This window comes from Actinacidiphila sp. bgisy144 (genome assembly GCF_057708105.1).
Genome location: NZ_JBYIRM010000026.1, coordinates 12,785 through 30,383, shown reverse-complemented (window position 1 = coordinate 30,383; position 17,599 = coordinate 12,785). Strand labels below are relative to the sequence as shown.

At 74.1% G+C, this 17,599-nt stretch carries 18 protein-coding genes; 6 read left to right on the top strand and 12 right to left on the bottom strand.

The annotated features are described in order from the left end of the window. Window positions 1-295 precede the first annotated feature (295 nt). The 5 genes from AC3EVP_RS26455 to AC3EVP_RS26435 all read left to right on the top strand — a co-directional run bounded on the left by AC3EVP_RS26455 (window position 296) and on the right by AC3EVP_RS26435 (window position 5,852). On the top strand, window positions 296-3,712 hold the full coding sequence (locus AC3EVP_RS26455) for a sensor histidine kinase (RefSeq protein ID WP_435133883.1): 3,417 nt from the start codon (window positions 296-298) through the stop codon (window positions 3,710-3,712). Beyond that, window positions 3,709-4,167 carry a roadblock/LC7 domain-containing protein gene (locus AC3EVP_RS26450; RefSeq protein ID WP_335977009.1) on the top strand — a complete coding sequence of 153 codons (459 nt, stop codon included), beginning with the start codon at window positions 3,709-3,711 and terminating at the stop codon, window positions 4,165-4,167. The genes AC3EVP_RS26455 and AC3EVP_RS26450 overlap by 4 nt, the downstream gene beginning before the upstream one ends. A 161-nt stretch (window positions 4,168-4,328) precedes the next feature. Beyond that, the gene (locus tag AC3EVP_RS26445) at window positions 4,329-4,745 is read left to right on the top strand and encodes a DUF742 domain-containing protein (RefSeq protein ID WP_335977012.1); all 417 of its coding nucleotides are present in this window, start codon (window positions 4,329-4,331) and stop codon (window positions 4,743-4,745) included. Continuing rightward, a complete protein-coding gene (locus AC3EVP_RS26440) occupies window positions 4,729-5,307 on the top strand; it encodes a GTP-binding protein (protein ID WP_335977014.1) in 579 nt (192 codons plus the stop codon). Before AC3EVP_RS26445 ends, AC3EVP_RS26440 begins: the two co-directional genes overlap by 17 nt. A gap of 38 nt (window positions 5,308-5,345) precedes the next feature. Continuing rightward, complete coding sequence (locus tag AC3EVP_RS26435; RefSeq protein WP_435133878.1) at window positions 5,346-5,852, top strand: DinB family protein; 507 nt, start codon at window positions 5,346-5,348, stop codon at window positions 5,850-5,852. Between the two features lie 15 nt (window positions 5,853-5,867). On the opposite strand, the gene AC3EVP_RS26430 is transcribed toward AC3EVP_RS26435, so the two are convergent. The 4 genes from AC3EVP_RS26430 to AC3EVP_RS26415 form a co-directional block, all read right to left on the bottom strand. After that, complete coding sequence (locus AC3EVP_RS26430) at window positions 5,868-6,641, bottom strand: alpha/beta fold hydrolase (protein ID WP_435133875.1); 774 nt, start codon at window positions 6,639-6,641, stop codon at window positions 5,868-5,870. After that, a complete protein-coding gene (locus AC3EVP_RS26425) occupies window positions 6,638-7,375 on the bottom strand; it encodes a VOC family protein (protein WP_435133872.1) in 738 nt (245 codons plus the stop codon). Before AC3EVP_RS26425 ends, AC3EVP_RS26430 begins: the two co-directional genes overlap by 4 nt. 153 nt (window positions 7,376-7,528) lie before the next feature. Then, entirely contained in the window at window positions 7,529-8,236 is a 708-nt protein-coding gene (locus AC3EVP_RS26420; RefSeq protein ID WP_435133869.1) for a response regulator, read from the bottom strand. Further along, complete coding sequence (locus AC3EVP_RS26415; RefSeq protein ID WP_435133866.1) at window positions 8,233-9,531, bottom strand: sensor histidine kinase; 1,299 nt, start codon at window positions 9,529-9,531, stop codon at window positions 8,233-8,235. The genes AC3EVP_RS26420 and AC3EVP_RS26415 overlap by 4 nt, the downstream gene beginning before the upstream one ends. A gap of 310 nt (window positions 9,532-9,841) precedes the next feature. On the opposite strand from AC3EVP_RS26415, the gene AC3EVP_RS26410 reads away from it, so the two are divergent. Beyond that, window positions 9,842-10,795 (top strand): CPBP family intramembrane glutamic endopeptidase, encoded by a 954-nt coding sequence (locus AC3EVP_RS26410; protein WP_435133863.1) that lies wholly within the window; start codon window positions 9,842-9,844, stop codon window positions 10,793-10,795. A gap of 71 nt (window positions 10,796-10,866) precedes the next feature. Here the strand turns inward: AC3EVP_RS26410 and AC3EVP_RS26405 are convergent, their stop codons facing one another. From AC3EVP_RS26405 to AC3EVP_RS26370, 8 genes are all read right to left on the bottom strand, one after another. Next, window positions 10,867-11,271, bottom strand: coding sequence for a hypothetical protein (locus AC3EVP_RS26405; RefSeq protein ID WP_435133860.1), 405 nt, complete (start codon window positions 11,269-11,271; stop codon window positions 10,867-10,869). Between the two features lie 50 nt (window positions 11,272-11,321). Beyond that, window positions 11,322-11,636: a helix-turn-helix domain-containing protein gene (locus AC3EVP_RS26400; protein ID WP_335977033.1), complete on the bottom strand. Its 315-nt coding sequence runs from the start codon at window positions 11,634-11,636 to the stop codon at window positions 11,322-11,324. Continuing rightward, on the bottom strand, window positions 11,633-12,019 hold the full coding sequence (locus AC3EVP_RS26395; RefSeq protein ID WP_435133857.1) for a type II toxin-antitoxin system RelE/ParE family toxin: 387 nt from the start codon (window positions 12,017-12,019) through the stop codon (window positions 11,633-11,635). Before AC3EVP_RS26395 ends, AC3EVP_RS26400 begins: the two co-directional genes overlap by 4 nt. Then, the gene (locus tag AC3EVP_RS26390) at window positions 12,009-12,893 is read right to left on the bottom strand and encodes an FAD-dependent monooxygenase (protein ID WP_435133854.1); all 885 of its coding nucleotides are present in this window, start codon (window positions 12,891-12,893) and stop codon (window positions 12,009-12,011) included. Before AC3EVP_RS26390 ends, AC3EVP_RS26395 begins: the two co-directional genes overlap by 11 nt. Before the next feature lie 100 nt (window positions 12,894-12,993). Next, a complete protein-coding gene (locus tag AC3EVP_RS26385; RefSeq protein WP_435133851.1) occupies window positions 12,994-13,476 on the bottom strand; it encodes a GNAT family N-acetyltransferase in 483 nt (160 codons plus the stop codon). Between the two features lie 115 nt (window positions 13,477-13,591). After that, entirely contained in the window at window positions 13,592-15,667 is a 2,076-nt protein-coding gene (locus AC3EVP_RS26380) for an iron ABC transporter permease (protein ID WP_335977041.1), read from the bottom strand. Between the two features lie 4 nt (window positions 15,668-15,671). Further along, window positions 15,672-16,676, bottom strand: a complete 1,005-nt coding sequence (locus tag AC3EVP_RS26375; protein WP_435133847.1) for an iron-siderophore ABC transporter substrate-binding protein — start codon at window positions 16,674-16,676, stop codon at window positions 15,672-15,674. Then, window positions 16,673-17,554, bottom strand: coding sequence for an ABC transporter ATP-binding protein (locus AC3EVP_RS26370; RefSeq protein ID WP_335977047.1), 882 nt, complete (start codon window positions 17,552-17,554; stop codon window positions 16,673-16,675). The genes AC3EVP_RS26375 and AC3EVP_RS26370 overlap by 4 nt, the downstream gene beginning before the upstream one ends. Window positions 17,555-17,599: the final 45 nt, after the last annotated feature.

Below are 17,599 nucleotides of genomic sequence, written 5' to 3'. Positions count from 1 at the left end.
GCAGCTTCCGTCGCAGTCAAGCGAACCCTGGTCACTGATTGGCATCGGCGCGACCGCGGCGGCCGGCCGGGCGGTCGGAGCGCACCGCGCTGACCTGCGACAAAGTCGATTTTCTGCCGACTCGGGCGGGTACGTGCGTAACAGGATCTTGATCTGCCGGCCAGTTGCCGTACCGCAAGACGAGGTAGTCTCCGGGCAGTTGGCGACCATTCCCGGACTGGCACGGGAAGTTTTTCGGCCACTTCCACACAGCTAGAGTGCTCCGGGTGGTCGAAGTCACGGAGGAGGGCGCGTCGTGTCCGCGAACGGAGCGAACGGACCGGAGCAGGAGCATCCGGTACCGGATGTCCCGGCACCAGGGGGCCGTTCACCGCGAACATCCGCACTCGCCCGGTTCGCCGACCGCCGGCCCTTCCGCCGCAAGCTCGACGTCCTGCTCGGCGTTCCGCTCGTAGTGATCGCCCTGCTGCTCGGCTATGTGATCTACGGATTGGTCGGGCAGGCCAGGGACGCGGGCTCCGCGGCCCAGCTGGTCCGCAGCAGCCGCCAGGTCGCCACGCTGGTCGACCGGGTCGAGTCCGAGCACCAGCAGGCACTGCTGCTGTCAGTCCGCTACGAGTCCGCCACCAACGGCTCCCGGCCCTCGCTGACCGCCTACCGCGGCGCCCAGAGCGCGGTGGACCGCCAGGTCACCGCGGTCCGCAAGGCGTTCGGGTCGCGACTGCCGTCCGCCGAGAGCCAGGTCCTCAAGGAGATCGCGGGCCTGAGCAGCCTGCGCAGCACCGTCGAGCAGAGCTACCTGCCGGCCGACAACATCGACCCGGCGTACACCTCGGTGATCGACGACCTGATCGACGGCCTGGGCCTGGACACCGACACCAACCTGTCCACGTCCCGCACCGGCAACCTGCTCGACTCGCTGCTGCGCGCCGAGGCCTCGCACAGCTCCTTCGAGACCAGCGTGTTCTCCGCCCAGACCGGCGACGCGAACGCGCTCATCGAGTTCGTCAGCGCGGTCGGCGCCGAGCAGGTCTACACCACCGAGGCGGCCCGGTTCGGCCGGTACGCCACCGCGCGGCAGGCGTCCGAGCTGGGCGCCATCGAGCAGGGCACGGCCTGGAACACCATCTCGCAGCAGTACGCGGGCCTCCAGGTGGACCCGAGCACCCTGGTGGCCAACGGCCCGGGCGCGATCAAGGCCGCGTTCACCTCCGCCCTCAAGGCGTACCCGCAGTACCAGCAGCAGGCCGAGAGCCGGCTGCGCGTCACCAACTCGCTCATCGGCCAGATCGCCGACCGGGCCGACAGCGCGTCCAGCAACGCCTGGTACCGGGCGGCCTGGCTGCTGGCCGCCGCGCTGGTCGCCTTCGCACTGTGGCTGGCGCTGTCGGTCGCGATCCGCCGCTCGGTCATCCGGCCGGTGCAGGCGCTGACCGGGGTGGCCGCGGAGGTCGCCGAGGTCGCCGGGCGCGAACTGGCCCGGGTCGCCGACGACGACGCGTCGGACGACAGCCCGGCGCTGCTGCGCGAGATGCCGGCCACCGCCCGCGACGAGATCGGCGACCTGGCCGCGGCGTTCAACCGGGTGCAGACCACCGCGGCCGCGCTGCTGGAACGCCAGGTGCTCAGCCGCCGCAACACCGCCGAGATGTTCGGCAACGTCGGCCGCCGCGTCAGCAACCTCACCGCCCGCCAGCTCTCGCTGATCGACGCGATCGAGCGCGGCGAGACCGACCCCGCGCTGCTGGAGCGGCTCTACCGCATCGACCACCTCGCGGTCCGCCTCCAGCGCAACGCCGACAGCCTGATGCTGCTCGCCGACATCCGCGAGTCCGGCTCGGAGACCGAGCCCACCCCGCTGACCAACGTGGTGCGCGCCTCGCTCGGCCAGATCGAAGGCTACGAGCGGGTCGTCCTGCACGCCGAGACCGAGGTCACCGTCGCGCCGGACATCATCGCCGACCTGACGCTGATGCTCGCCGAACTCCTGGAGAACGCGGTCGCGTTCTCCCCCGCCCGCAGCCCCGTCGAGGTGGTCGTGGGCGCCCGCGCGGACGGCGCGGTGGTCGAGATCGCCGACCACGGCCTGGGCATGAGCGCGGACCGGCTCGCCGAGGAGAACGCCCGGCTGGTGCGCCGCGAGCGCCTCGACCTGGTGCCGACCAAGGTGCTCGGCCTGTTCGTGGTCGGCAGCCTGGCCCGGCGCTGGGGCGTGCGGGTCGTGCTGACCCGCACCCAGGGCGGCGGCGTCACCGCGCAGGTCGCGATCCCGGCGGCGCAGCTGCTGTCGGCCAGCCCCTACGCCGAGTCGCAGCAGCCCTCCGGCGCGCAGGCCGGGGCGGGAGCCGGCATCGGAGCAGACGGCCGAGCTGCTGGGCGAGCCGGCGGGCGAGCCGGTTTCGAGCACCCGAGCGGCGCCGGACGCGAGCCGCGCGGCGGCAGGTCGTACGAGGTCGCCCCGTACGACAACAGCCCGCGCGAGGTCCGGCCCTACCGCGAGGAGCCGCAGCCCAGCGGTACGTACGACAGCGCCCCCTACGGCAACGGCGCGTACGGCGGCGGGGCCTACGCCAGCGGCGCCTACGGCAACGGCCGGCCGCAGGGCGAGGCGTACCAGGCCGGCCCCGCGTACGGGGACCTGCCGTACGGGGGCCGGGCCGCGGAGCTGGAGCGCGGCGACCTGGCCGAGCGCGGCGAGCGGGCCGCGCGCACGCCCCGCCACGCCTCCCGGATGCCGCAGTTGACCGACGGCCGCGAGCACCCGGCCCCGCCGGCCGAGTCGCGCCGCGGCGGCGGGCGGCACGCCGCGCCGCCGCGCGAGGACGACTTCCGCGGTGACGCGCCGCGCGAACAGGCCCCCCGCGAGGAGCCCTTCCGCGGCGAGCAGCCGCACCGGCCTGAGCAGCACCGGCCTGAGCCGCGCCCGTCGGCGCCCCGCGAGGAGGCACCGCGCGAGGGCGGGCCCGCGCCGCTGCCGCGCCGGGTGCCGCAGCGCACCGCGGCGATCAGCTCCGCCGCCGTGCCGTCCGCGCGGGTGCAGCCGGGCGGCGGCCCGGTCCTGGGGTACGGGATGGGCGTGGACGGGGTGATGGGGGCTCCGAACCTGCCGCGCCGCTCCGGAGCCGGGGCCGGGGCCGGGGCCGCGCCTGGCGCCGTACCCGGTGCCGGGTCCGGGTCCGGCTCCGGTGCGAACCGTCCGGGCGCCCCCGCCGGCTTCGCCGGGCCGCAGGGCGGCGCGGGCGCGCCCGCCGGCCGGCCGGCCCAGCCGCAGTCCCAACCCCGTCCGCAGCAGCCCCAGCAGCCCCAACCCCGGCCGTCGGCGGCACCGCTGCCGCCCATGGCCGCCACCGGTCCCCACTCCCCGCGTCCCCCCGCGTCGCCGATGTCGCCGACGTTCCCCACGGCACCGTCCGCCCCGTCGTCACCCTCGTCCGGTCCGTCCGGCTCCTCGCCGGTCGACCGGGGCGCGCCGCGCCCGCTGCGGCGCCGGGTGAAGGGCGCGACCCTCCACGCCACGCTCGGCGCGGCCGCCGGTGCCGGCCCCTCCCCCACCGCCCACCGCCCCGCCGCCGACGCCGAGCAGGTCCGCTTCGAGCTGGACGAGTTCGAGGCCGCGGTCGAGCGGGCCAACCGCGACAGCGCGGCGGCCGACACCGGCCACAGCCGCCACACCACACCGACCACGGGGTTCCCGGAAGGAGCCGAAGAGTGACAACGCCGACAGGTGGCCGGCCCGACGATCTGCGGGCCGCCGCAGCCGATTTCACCTGGCTGCTGAACCGTTTCGCCACGGAGACCGCGGGGGTGGTCGACGCCATCGCCGTCTCCTCCGACGGCCTGCTCATCGCGGTGTCCCAACTGCGCGACTCGGCGGACTCCGAGCGGCTGGCCGCGATCGTCTCCGGCATGACCAGCCTCGCGGCGGGCGCCGCCGGCAGCTACGGACTCGGCCCGCTGAACAAGGTGATCATCGACCTGGCGCAGGGCCACATCCTGGTCTCGGCGATCGGCAGCGGCGCCGTCCTGGGCGTGGTGACCTCCAAGGAGGCCAAGCTCGGGAACATCGCCTACGAGATGACGGTGTTCGCCAACCGGGCCGGGGCCGCGCTCAACCCCGAGCTGGTGCTGGAGTTGAAGAACTCGGTCGGCCTGCCGTCGCGCCGTTGACGTAACGGCCGTTCCCGTATGGGGTGTCCTCGTACGGACCGGCGCCGTGCGGGTGGTCGACGCACGGGTGGCCGCCGTGCGGGCAGTTGACGTAAGCGCGGCCGCGCGTGCCGCCCCCGCCGGGGACACGCCGGCGGCTCACGACGAGGAGGTGCAGGCCCATGGGCGCCGGTGACGAACCGGTCGGCCGGGCACCCGCCGTACGGCCGTTCCTGGTGACCGCCGGCCGGGTGGCCGGCACGGACGCCGGGACCGGAGCCGTGCCGCCGATGCCGGTCGAGACCCAACTCGTGGCGACCGCCACTGGGTTGGAACGGCTCAACCTGATGTCGTTCGAGCGCCACGACATCGTGGCGTCCTGCCGCCGGCCGCAGTCGGTGGCCGAGATCGCGGCACGGCTGCATCTGCACCTGAACGTGGTCCGGGTGCTGGCCGAGGACCTTTCGGCCGGCGGCCACCTCTCGGTGTACGTGCCGAAGGCCGACATCGGCCGCGACGTTTCCGTATTGCGAAGGGTTATTGATGGTCTCCGCACCATCCCCGATTCCCGGGGGACGCTCCATGACACCGCCTACTGAGGCGCCCGGCGGCACCGCACCGCTGCCGGTGAAGATGGTGGTGGCCGGCGGGTTCGGGGTCGGCAAGACGACCGCGGTCGGCTCCATCTCGGAGATCAGCCCGCTCACCACCGAAGCGGCCATCACCGAGGTCGCGGCCGGGGTCGACGACCTCAGCCACACCCCGTACAAGACCACGACCACCGTGGCGATGGACTTCGGCTGCATCACCATCGACGCCGGTCTGAAGCTGTACCTCTTCGGCACCCCGGGCCAGGAGCGGTTCGGCTTCATGTGGGACGACCTGGTGGAGGGTGCCCTCGGCGGCCTGGTGATCGTGGACACCCGGCGGCTCGACGACTGCTACGCCGCCGTCGACTACTTCGAGCACCGCCAGATACCGTTCGCGGTCGCCGTCAACGCTTTCGACGGGCGCGTGGAGCACTCCCTCGACGAGGTCCGCTGGGCCCTCGACGTCGGCGCGCACGTCCCCGTCATCGCCTTCGACGCCCGCGAGCGCGGCTCGGTCCGCGACGCCCTCCTCGTCGTCCTGGACGTGGCCCTCACCCGCGCCGAGAGCTGACCGCGCGCGGCCGCGGGCGCGGGTGGTTGGATGGGGGGATGAGCAGAACGGACATGCCCGCGCGTTTCGACGAGCGGACGATGCTGACCACGTTTCTGGACTACGCCCGGGCCACCGCGGTGGCCAAGTGCGCGGGGGTGTCCGCGCAGGACGCGGCCCGGGCACCGCTGCCGGGGTCGCCGCTGATGACGCTCGGCGGGCTGCTGAGCCATCTGCGGTGGGTGGAGTACTGGTGGATGCAGGTCATCTTCCTCGGCGAGGAGGACACGCAGGCGCCCTGGACGGACGAGGACCCGGACCGGGAGATGCGGGTGGGCGCGCAGACGCCGCTCGCGGAGCTGGTGGCCGCGTACGAGGAGCAGAGCGCCCGCTACCGGGAGCTGGTGGCCGCGACGGAGCTGTCCGCCATCGCCAAGCGCCCGGTGCGGGACGGCACCCATGTCACGCTCGGCTGGGTGCTCATGCACCTCATCGAGGAGACCTCGCGGCACAACGGCCACATCGACATCCTGCGGGAGATGGCCGACGGCACCACCGGCGACTGAGCCGCCCGTTCCTGCTCAACCCGCCGCCGGATAGGCGTCGTTGAGGAAGCCGGCCACCAGTTCCGCGGTCTCGGCCGGCCGCTCCATGCCGGGGAAGTGCCCGGCCCAGGGCAGTTCGACGTGCCGGACGTCCGCGCCGCGCAGCACCTGCGGCAGCCCCGCCGCGATCGCGCGGAAGTCGGCGAGGTCCTGCCCGCCGGACACCGCCAGGCACGGCGCCGCCACCGCCGCGAGGTCGACCGGCACCTCGCGCCGCCCGGCGCCGTCGGGCGCGGCGAGCTGGACGTCGAAGGCGCGGCGCTGCATGGTGCGCAGCGCCGTACGGGCCGGCTCGTCCGCCTCGGGCCCCAGCCAGGTCGCCACGTTCAGCTCGACGGCGCCGGCCACGTCGCCGGCGGCGAGCAGCGCGTCCTCCCGCTCGCCGAACGCGCGGAGTTCCGCGCTGGGTTCGTACCCCGGCTGCCCGGCGCACAGCAGGGCGAGCGCGGCCACCCGCTCGGGGTGGCGCGCGGCGATCTCCAGGGCGACGTGGCCGCCGTAGGAGGAGCCGAGCAGCGCGGCGCGGGCGATGCCGAGGGTGTCCATCAGCGCGAGGACGTCCTCGGGGTCGTTGTGGGGCCCGCCGGTCAGCGGGGACGCCCCGAAGCCGCGGAAGTCGCAGCGTACGACCCGGTATCCGGCGCCGGCCAGCATCGGCCACTGCGGGTCCCACATGCGGCGGTCGCACACGCCGGAGTGCAGCAGCACCAGTGCGGGGCCGTCGCCGGTCACGTCATGGGCGAGGGTCATGCGCCGGCCTGCTTCCCGCGGTCCGCGCGCACCCGGAACTCGTTGCCGTCGGGGTCGAGGAGGTCCACCCACCCGGGCTCGGCCGCGGTGGTACGGCCCCGGGTCGCGCCCAGCGAGAGCAGGCGCCCGACCTCCGCGTCCAACTCCTCGCCCTCCCCCGCGACCAGTTCGAACCTCACCCGGTCCCGGCCGGAGCGCGGCATCAGCGGCGGGCCGCCCCAGGTGAGTTTCGGGCCGCCGCGGGGTGAGCGGATCGCGGTCTCCTCGTCCTGGTCCCACACCAGCGGCCAGTCCAGTGCCCGGCTCCAGAAGTACCCCACCTCCCGGGTGCCGTCGCCGGCCAGGGCGCCGACGAAGCCGCAGTCCGCGAGGAAGGTGTTGCCGGCGGCGATCACGCAGAACTCGTTGCCCTCGGGGTCGGCGAGGACCACATGCGTCTCCTCGGGCCGCTGCCCCACGTCCGTATGCCGCCCGCCGAGCTCCAAGGCCCGTGCCACGGTGCGCCGCTGCTCGTCCGGGGAGCTGCTCGTCAGGTCGAAGTGCGCCCGGTTCTGGCCGTCCTTGGGTTCCTTCACCGGCAGGAAGCGCAGCAGGAAGCCGGTGTCGTCGCCGGGCACCAGTACGGTGCCGGCCCCGCCCTCCTCCGGTTCCCACCCCAGCAGGGCGGACCAGAAGCGGGCCAGCCGCTCCGGCGCGGTCGCGTCGATACTCAGGGCGAGGAGCTGTGACGTCATGACGGCAGTACGTCTCCGATGCGCGAGGGCAGGCCGGCCGTGGCCGCGCGGAACGCCGTTCCCGCCCCGCCCCCGCACCCTAGCCACCGCCCCCGCCCCGCGCATCCGGGTTAACGGCATGCCGCCGCCCCTCCGATCGGACGAAGGCGGCCGTCAGCTCCGCCGGTGCCCCTCACCTCCCCCGGCCAGCCCCGCCCGGTACGCCAGGACGACCGCCTGGACGCGATCGCGGAGGTCCAGCTTGGTGAGGATGCGGGAGACGTAGGTCTTCACCGTCTCGTGGCTGATCACCAGCGCGGCGGCGATCTCCGCGTTCGACAGTCCCTCGCTGATCAGCAGCAGCACCTCCTGCTCGCGGGGGGTGAGGACCTTGAGCCGGTCGCGCTCGGGGGAAGCGGCGGCGGCCGAGGGGCGGACCCGTTCGGCGAAGCGGCCGATCAGGGCGCGGGTGACCGCGGGGGCCAGCAGGGACTCGCCACGGGCCACGGTGCGGACCGCGTTGATCAGTTCGGGCGGCGGGGCGTCCTTGAGCATGAAGCCGCTGGCGCCGGCCCGCAGCGCCTCGTAGACGTACTCGTCCACGTTGAAGGTGGTGACCACCAGGATGCGCGCGGGACTTGCCGACTCCGGGCCGGCCAGGTGGCGGGTGGCTTCGATCCCGTCGAGCAGCGGCATCCGGATGTCCATCACCACCACGTCGGGCTTCAGATGCTCCGCCTGCCGGATCGCCGCCCTGCCGTCCACCGCCTCGCCCACCACCTCGATGTCGGGCTGGGAGTCGAGAATGGTGACGAAGCCGGCACGCACCAGCCCCTGGTCCTCGCAGACCAGCACCCGGGTCACCGCGGCCGGCACACTCATGACGCCTCCTTCTGATCGCACTGCGCTTCGGCCGGTTGCCCACCGCGCCGGCCGGGCAACGAGCTCCCGGTGGGAATCCGCGCATACACCCGGAACCCGTCCGGCCCCGGCCCTGCCGCGAACTCCCCGCCCAGCATCTCCACCCGCTCCCGCAGCCCGGTCAGCCCCCGACCGCCGGAGAGGTGCGGGCCGCCCGCCCGTACCGCCGCGGACGGGGGCACGCCGTCGGCGGTCCCGGCCGTGGTGACCTCGACGTCCGTCCAGTCGGCGGTGTGGATCAGCCGCACCAGCGTGCGCCGGCCCGCCGCGTACTTCACCGCGTTGGTGAGGGATTCCTGTACGACGCGGTAGGCCGTCAGCCGGGCGCCTATGGCCATGGCCGGCTGCTCTCCGTCCTCGACCAGTTCGACCGGCTGGCCGCCTGCTCGGGTCTGCTCCACCAGATCGGGCACCCGGCCCGGCACCGGCGTACGCGCTCGGGGGTCCGCGTCACCGGTCGCCTCCAACACGCCCAGCAGAAAACGGAGTTCGGCCAGGGCGCGGCGGCCGGTGCCGTTGATGGCGGCCAGGGCCTCGCCGACGCGGTCCGGCGCCCCGGTGAGGTACTGGGCCGCTCCCGCCTGCACCACCATCGCGGTCACATGGTGGGTCACCACATCGTGCAACTCCCGGGCCAGCCGGTGCCGTTCGGCAGCGACGGCGGCTTCGGCGGACAGCCGCCGGCGCTCGGCCTCCTGCGCCCGCCGCCCCCGGACCAGCAGCCCCAGGCCCCAGACCGCGGCCAGCGCCAAGTAGAACAGAACGTAGTCGGTGAGCCCCTCGGGCGACCCCAGCGCGTGCAGCACGACGCTGAAGACCACGTAACCGCCGGTCGCCAGCGCCGGCACCACCCGCCGCAGGCGCGGCTGGAGGGCGCCCACCGAGTACAGCGCGATGTACAGCCCCAGGCCGCCGACGGTCGGCGGGCAGCCGAGGGACTCGTGGACCGCGAACGAACTCCCCGCCACCGCGAGGCAGATGGCCGGCCAGCGGGTGCGCACCACCAGCGGCAGGGTCTGCCCCAGGGTCAGCAGCACGCTCGCCACCGAGGCGCCGTGCGTGGGCAGGTCGCCGAACCGCGCCCCGATCCGGGAGAGCGGCTCGGTGAACGACAGCACGCTGAAGACGACGGCGAACTCGCGGTCCCTGGTCGCCGCCGGGCGCGACCCCCACCACCGCGCCACCATGCGGAGTCGGTCGACCGCGGCGGCCAACGGGCGTACGCCCGCCGGTGTTTTTGGCACTTGCCCTGCCATGGTGATCATCCCGGTCCGGTAGTTCCCGCTCTGAAACGGCGTCGCCGGGGGCCGGAAAGTGGTCCAGGACCCGTCCGCGCGGTGCCGCCGGTCCGGCCCCACTGGGCCGGACAGTCTTACACGGCGAACGTAGCGCCCGGTGGCCGGGGCCGGGGTCCCTCGGAGGAGGACATCCGGTAGCTCGCTCGGGGGACCCGCGGGGGCGCCGACTGCCCACCCGGCGGTGACGATCCGAGGGTGCCGCCGCCCGTAGTTTTCCGTCATCGACAGCGCAGACCGCTCACCAGGAGCGGCCCCTGAGGAGGCAGCCATGCCGGCCGACATCCACCCGTCATCGATCCGCCTCGACGACCACGGACCCCAAGGGACCGCGTCGACCGCTGCGGCCGCCTCCCCCTCCACCGTGCGGGACGGCGCCCGCCGCCCGGCCCGCTGGGCGAGGTCGACCTGGGTGCGGCTGGCGGTGCTCTTCGTGGCGATGCTGGGCGTGGACGCGATCGCCGGCGGGATCAACAAGGTCGCCGACGCCACCCCGCTGACCGCCCTGATCGGAGGGGTGGCCACCGGCGGTCTCGCGCTGGCCGCCTACCTCTGGCTGGTGCGCTACCTGGAGGGCCGCACCCGGCTGGAGGAACTGGCGCCGGCCAGGGCGCGGCCGGAGCTGCGCCGGGGGTTCCTGGTCGGGCTCGGCCTGTTCGCCGTCACCATCGCGCTGGTGGCGATGACCGGCGGCTACCACGTCCACGGCTGGGGCTCGTTCGGTGGCGCGCTGACCACGTTGGGCCTGATGAGCTGTGTGGCGGTGACCGAGGAACTCGCCTTCCGCGGCGCCCTGTTCCGGGTCCTGGAGGAGAAGACCGGCACCTGGGGAGCGCTCGTCGTCTCCGGCCTCGCCTTCGGCGGCCTCCACCTGGTCAACCAGCACGCGACCCTCACCGGCGCCCTGGCCATCGCCGTCGAGGCCGGCCTGATGTTCGGCGCCGTCTACGCCGCCACCCGCTCCCTGTGGCTGCCCATCGGCATCCACCTCGGCTGGAACCTGGCCGAGCAGGGCGTCTTCGGCACCACCGTCTCCGGCTCCGACACCCGCACCGGCGGCCTCCTCCACGCGACCGTGACCGGCCCCCACACCCTCACCGGCGGAAGCTTCGGCCCCGAGGCCAGCGTCTTCGCGGTCCTGGTCTGCCTGGTCCCCACCGTCTTCTTCCTGCTGATGGCGAAGCGCCGCGGCCGGCTCCGCCCGCGGCCCGCACGCAAGCACTGACCCGAAGCCGAACCCGAAGGGGCGGGCCCTGCGGCCCGCCCCTTCATCCGCGCCCGTACCACCCCGAGCGGTCAGCTGAGGGCGCGGCGCAGGGTCGTGGTGACGTCCAGGCCCGGGAAGTGCCGGGAGATCTCCGCTCGGGCCTGCTTGATCAAGTCCTCCAGCAGGACGGGCGCCGCGCCGTACAGCACGTCGTGGAGGTAGGGGACGAGCGCGGCCTCGTCGGCGGGCAGGACGAGTTGAACGGCCGGGGCGGTGCCGTCGCTCTTGTACCGGCCCGCCGGGAGCCCGACCTTCTCCGGATGGACGCACACCGGCACCCGTTCCGCGGTGTACCGGTTCCCGTCCGCCGGGTCGAACGGGCAGTCCCGGGTGGGCCGTTCGTACACGTCGAACTCCCCGACCGGAAAACGGCGGGAGGGGCAGATCCCGCACGCCAGGTGGTGAACGTCGTCACCGACGAAAGCGTCCGTCACAGCCCGAGGCTATCCCGTGACAACCAACCCGCACCGACGCGCCCCGCGCTTCAGGCGGCACTGCCGTGCGGGGTGAGGTTGATCGTCAGATCCGCGTCGAGCGCCCGGGCCAGGCGCCGCAGGAGGGGAATCGTGGGCACGGTGCCGCCGCCCTCGATGCGGGAGATCTGCGGCTGCTTCATGCGGCAGCGGTCGGCGAGTTCGGCCTGGGACAGGCCCAGCGCGATCCGCCGGTCGTAGACCATCTGCCCGAGATCGTGCGCGAGTTCGGCCTCTTCGTACAGCCGGTCGTACTCGGCGTTCTCCTCGGTGGCCTCGCCCAGCAGCTCACGGCGGCGGCGGGTCTTCCACTCAGCGTGGTTCATCGCGGTTCCTCCTTGATGTCGCGGCTGTAGACGGCGTGCTCGGCAGCCGGTTCATGGCCTGCCTCGCAGACGGCCTGAGCGGACCGGGCTCGCACCACCTCCGCCGCCTCGCGCATCCTGGTCTTGCGGAACACCGTCAGGAGCACGATGCGGCGGCCCGGCGCGAGCCAGTAGGTGAGGCGCTGGGCGTTGCCGTCGAGGTCGAAGCGCAGCTCACGGAGCTTGCCGCCGAGATGACGAGTGTACGGCTCGCCGAGCGTCGTGGGGTTCTCCGACAGCCGGTCGACCTTCTGCTCGGTGACGACGTAGTGGTGGGCAGGGATGTTCGCCAGCCAGAGGCGCACCTCGGGCTCGATCTCGAGCGTGTACCACTCATCCCCCATAACGTCGATGATATATAACATCGATGTTATGGGCCAGTCGCGCCCCGCCGGAGACCCGGCGCAGCCGCGCCTGGAGGTCCGCGCTGGTGACCGGTGCGTCCCGGTCGGCCGGCGGGCCGCCGAACTCGACGGTGACGATGCGGCCCGGCATCGGCCCGTACGCGTACACGCCGGTGTCCGTGGCGGTCCAGCCGACCTTCAGCTCCTCGGCGCCGGTCATCCCCACGACCGCCTGGTGGCAGGTGGTCTCCGGGTCGGTACCGGGAAACGCGAACCCCGCGTGCTTGCGGACCGTGCTGCGGCCGCCGTCGCAGCCCACGAGCCAGCCGGCACGTATCGCCCCGCGGCTGGTCCGCACCGTGACGGCGCCGCCGTCCGGGTCGAAGCCGGTCACCTCCACTCCCCGGCGCACGTCGACGCCGAGGACGTCCGCCCGGCGGCCGAGCAGCCGCTCGATGTCCTGCTGCGCGACGAAGGCGATCTCAGCGGCGGGTCCGGCGTCGCCGAGGTCCGGCTCCGTACGGTCGACGAGGTCGGCGCGCAGCATGATTCCGGCGAAGTGCCCGACGATCCCGAGCCCTTGGCCCCCGTCTCCGCCCGCGGCTCCGTCCCCGCTCCCGCCGTCCTGTGCGCGGATGAAGGCCCGGAACCGGTCCACCGTCCGCCGCTGCACCTCGGCCAGCGCGGGCAGCATGCCCCGGCGGTAGAGCGCCTCGGCGCAGGGCGTGGTGATCGCCCCGCCCTTGATCGTCGGGTCCACGTCGGGCAGGCGCTCCAGGACGGTCACCCGCGCGCCCCCGAGCCGCAGCTCGCACGCCAGCATCAGTCCGACCGGGCCGCCTCCGGCCACTACTACGTCTACGTCACAGTCCACGGCGCCGACTATGGACCAGGGGCGAAAAGGCCAAGAAGCCGCCGCGATGTCAAGGGAGCGGACCGGGGGAACGGCCGGAGGAAGAGCTCCCGCGTGCTCGTCATGCCCCGGCGGGCGGGCCGTCGAGGGGGAGTTTGAAGCCGACGTGGCTGGGGTGGAAGCCGAGCCGTTCGTAGAAGCGGTGGGCGTCCTCGCGGCCGGCGTTGGACGTCAACTGCACGACCGAGCAGCCGCGTTCACGCGCCTGCTGCACGCACCAGCCGATCAGCGCGCTGCCGAGGCCGGCGCCCCGGGCGGCGCTGCCGATGCGGACGGCCTCGATCTGGGCGCGGGTCACGCCCTGGTGGGACAGGCCGGGCAGGAAGGTGAGCTGGGCGGTGCCGACGACCTCGCCCGCCCGGTCCGCGACGAGCAGGAGGTGCTGGGGGTCGCGGTCGATCTCGGCGAACGCGGCTTCGTACGGGGACAGGTCGCCGGGTGACTCGCGGGTGCTGCCGAGGACGTCGTCGGCGAGCAGGGCCACGATGGCGGGGAGGTCGGCGCGGGTGGCGCGGCGGAAGGAGACGTCCGTCGTAGAGGTCACAGCAGGAACCGTACGAGGTACGCGGCCGAGCGGCGCGGCCCGGGCTCCGTCGGCGCACGGAACCGCCGTACGGCACCCGGGCACCGGACCCGGGTGCGGCGGCTCCCCCGGCGGGCTACTTACGGGTGCGGAAGAGCAGGCGGATGAAGTACGGCGTGCCCACGACCGCTGTCATGAGGCCCGCGCCGAGCTGCGCGGGGGCGATGACGGTGCGGCCGAGCAGGTCGGCGGCGCAGACCAGGGCGCCGCCGAGGAGCATCGCGACCGGCAGGACGCGGACGTGGCGGCGGCCGACGAGCGCGCGGGCGGCGTGCGGGGCGACGAGGCCGACGAAGCCGATCGTGCCGGCCGCCGCGGTGGCGGTCGCGCTGAGCAGGACCGCGACCGCGAGGAAGCCGAACCGGGTGGGGGCCAGCCGCAGTCCGAGGAGGTGCGGGGTGTCCTCGTCGAGCGCGACGAGGTCGAGCGCGCGGCGGCGTACGACGGCGTAGCAGGTGCCCGCGGCGAGCACGACCGCCACCGGCAGCAGGTCGGGGGCAGTGCGCCCGTAGGTCGAACCGGACAGCCAGGTCAGCGCCTTGGTGGCGTTGAAGGGGTCGGTGAGCACGATGACGAGGCTGATCAGCGCGGTGGTGGCCGCGGACACCCCGACGCCGACCAGGACCAGCCGGTTCTGCCGGAACCCGCCGCGCGCGGCGAGCCCGAAGACGACGAGCGCGGCGAGCGCGGCCCCGCCGAACGCGGCCCCGGCGATGCTCCACGCACCGGCCGCCGGCACCGAGGTCACCAGCAGCACCGCGCCGAGCCCGCCGCCCCCGGAGACCCCGAGGATGCCGGGTTCGGCGAGCGGGTTGCGGGTGACGGCCTGGACGAGGGTGCCGGACAGCGCGAGCGCGGCGCCGGCCAGGAGCGCGGCGAGCACCCGCGGCACCCGGGTGTCCAGGACGAAGGTGACACCGCGGCCGGCGCGCCCCAGCGCCCAGTTGGTGACGTCGCCCATCAGCAGCTTGGTGTCGCCGAGCAGCACGCCCGCGACGACCACGCCGACCAGGACGGCGGCGAGCACCGCCACGCACAGCGCGAAGCCGGCCCGGCCGGGGATGCGCATCCGGTCGGTCTCGGCGGCGCCGCCGGACTCGCGGGCCCGCATCGCCATCGCGATGAGGAAGACCGCGCCGAGGATGCTGGTGACGACGCCGGTCGGCACGGAGGGGGCGACCTGCTTGGAGACCATGGCGCGCAGCAGCACGTCGGCGCCGAGGACGAGCGCGGCACCGACCAGCCCGGCGAAGGGCACGGCGGCCCGGGCCCGGACGAGGGCGCGCAGCCGGCGGGCGAGCGGCCGGGCCAGCGCGGGCGCGCACAGCCCGACGAAGCCGATCGGTCCGGCGAGGGTCACGGCGGCGGCCGACAGCAGCGCGGCGAGCACCACGACGGTGATGCGGGTGCCGCGGACCGGGATGCCGACGCCGCGGGCCGCGTCGTCGCCGAGGGCGAGCGCGTCGATCCGGCGGGCGACCAGCAGCAGGCCGAGCAGCCCGGCGGCGACGACCGGCGCCATCTGGTCGACGCCGCCGAACCCGTTCTGGCTGATGCTGCCCTGGCTCCACTGGTAGAGGCCGTTGGTGCGCTGCGGGAAGAGCAGCAGCAGCGCGTCGGTGACGGCGCCGAACCCGAGCGCGAGGGCGCTGCCGGCCAGCACCAGCCGTACGGTGCCGGCGCCGAGGCCGGACAGCCCGAGGACGACCGCCGCGGCGGCCAGGCCCCCGACGAAGGCGACGCCGGAGGACGCGAGGAGCGGCATCGACGCGCCGGTGACGGTGAGCACGCCGAGTGCGAGGTAGGAACCGGCGTTCACCGCAAGGGTGTCGGGGGCGGCCAGCACATTGCGGCTGACCGCCTGGAGTGCGGCGCCCGCGCTGCCGAGGGCGACGCCGACGAGCACGCCGGCGACCATCCGCGGCAGCCGCGAGGCGATCACCACGGAGGAGTCGGTCTGGTCGGCCTGGCCGGTGAGCGCCTTCCACACCTCGTGGGCGCCGACGGCGGCGGTGCCCTGGGTGATGTCCACGACCGCGAGGGCGGCGACCACCAGCAGCAGCCCCGCCGCGGCCGCGGCCGCCGGCAGGCCGGACCTGGCGGCGGCCGCACCGGCGGCGGGGGCGGTGGCGGTTGTCTCGGTGACGGCCACGGCGCTACTTCGTGAGGGCGGCGACGAGGCCGTCGATGTACGCCTCCATCGACTCCGGGCCGCCGAACATCCACATGCCGTCGGGCAGCCGGTGGACCTGCCCGGCCTTCACGAACGCCAGCGACTTCCACACCGCGTTCTTGGCGAGGTTGGTCGCGAACGGGTCGCCGTCGGAGTCGTTCTGCTCGTACACGAACTGGACGTCGCCCAGGCCCGTGAGCCCTTCGACGTCGGTGCTGGCCAGGCCGTACGCCTTGTCGCCCTTGAGGGTCCAGGCGTTCTTCAGGCCCAACTCCTCGTTGACGGCGCCGATGAGGGAACCGCTGGTGTAGCCGCGGACGGTGACCTGGTTGGAGACCACGTAGCTGTCGGCGAAGGCGACCTTCTTGCCGGCCAGGCCGGCGGCCTTCAGCTTCGCGGCGCCGTCGGCGACCTTGGCGGTGAAGGCGTTCTTCACCTCGGTGGCCTTGGCGGTGGTGCCGGTGGCCTTGGCGATCAGGTCCAGGCCCTTGGTCATCGTGCCGATCTGGTCGGCGGCGTCGGCGGGCTTGACCACCAGGACGGTGGAGACCTTGCGCAGCTGCTTGATCACGGACGCCGACAGGTCGGTGGTGGCCACCACGAGGTCGGGGGTGAGGGCGGCGATGGTGTCGGTGCTGGGTTCGCCGCGGGTGCCGATGTCCTTGGGCGAGCCGGTCAGCGGGGCGGCCTTGTCCCAGGTGGTGTAGCCCTTGACGTCGGCGACGCCGGCCGGGGCGACGCCGAGCGCGACCAGGTCCTCGACGACGTCCCACTCGGTGGCGACGACACGGGTGGCCGGGTGGTCGAGGTGGACGGTGGTGCCGGAGGCGTCGGTGAGCGTGACCGGGCCGGCGGCGGCCGTCGAACTCCCGGCGGTCGACGAGGACTTCGCGGAGTCGTCGGACTTCTCGGTGGTGCCGCAGCCGGCCAGCACCAGGGCGGCGGCGACGGCGGCGGATACGGTCGCGGCGGCGGGAAGACGTCTCATGACGGGGTGTGGTGCCTTTCGCTTCGTGCGTGGTGGCGGCCGATCGCGCGGGTGCGCGGCCGGCCGGTCGCGGGGTCGGTGTCCACGGTGATCCGGATGCCGTAGACCTCGGTGAGGCGGTCCGGCGTCAGCACCTCCTCGGGGGTGCCGTCGGCCACGATGCGCCCGTCGTGGAGCAGGGCGACCCGGTCGGCGACGGCCGCCGCCTGGTCGAGGTCGTGCAGGACCACGCCGACGGCGATGCCGTGGTCGTCGGCGAGGTCGCGGATCAGGTCGAGGAGTTCGACCTGGTAGCGCAGGTCGAGGTAGGTGGTCGGCTCGTCGAGCAGCAGGACTCCGGTCTCCTGGGCGAGGCAGCCGGCGAGCCAGACCCGCTGGAGCTGCCCGCCGGACAGGTGGTCCACGCCGCGGCCGGACAGCTGCTCCAGCCCGGTCAGGGCCAGCGCCCGCGCCACCGCCTCGGTGCCGCCGGGGTCGGCCCGCCCCCACCGGCCGCGGTAGGGGTAGCGGCCGAACTCCACGACGTCGCGCACCGTCAGGCCGCTCGGCGTGGGCCGGCTCTGGGTCAGCAGCGCGATCCTGCGGGCGAACTCCCGCGCGGACAGCGCGATGCAGTCCGCCGCGTCCTCGGTGCCGCCGTCGAGCGTCAACGACCCGGTGCGCGGCTGCTGGAGGCGCGCGAGGGTGCGCAGCAGCGTCGACTTCCCGCTGCCGTTCGGCCCGACGAGCGCGGCGACCTCGGCCGGCCGCAGGGTGATCGCGACGTCGTGGACGACGTCGACGCCGTCGTACGCCACGGTCACGCCCTCGGCAGCGAGCTCGTGCCCCCGCCGTGGCGGCGCTGCCGCCGGCCTGGATGTCCCTTCCCCAACTCTCACGCGAATTAGGATAGCCTTACTTTACTTTCTGCTGTTCAACGGGGG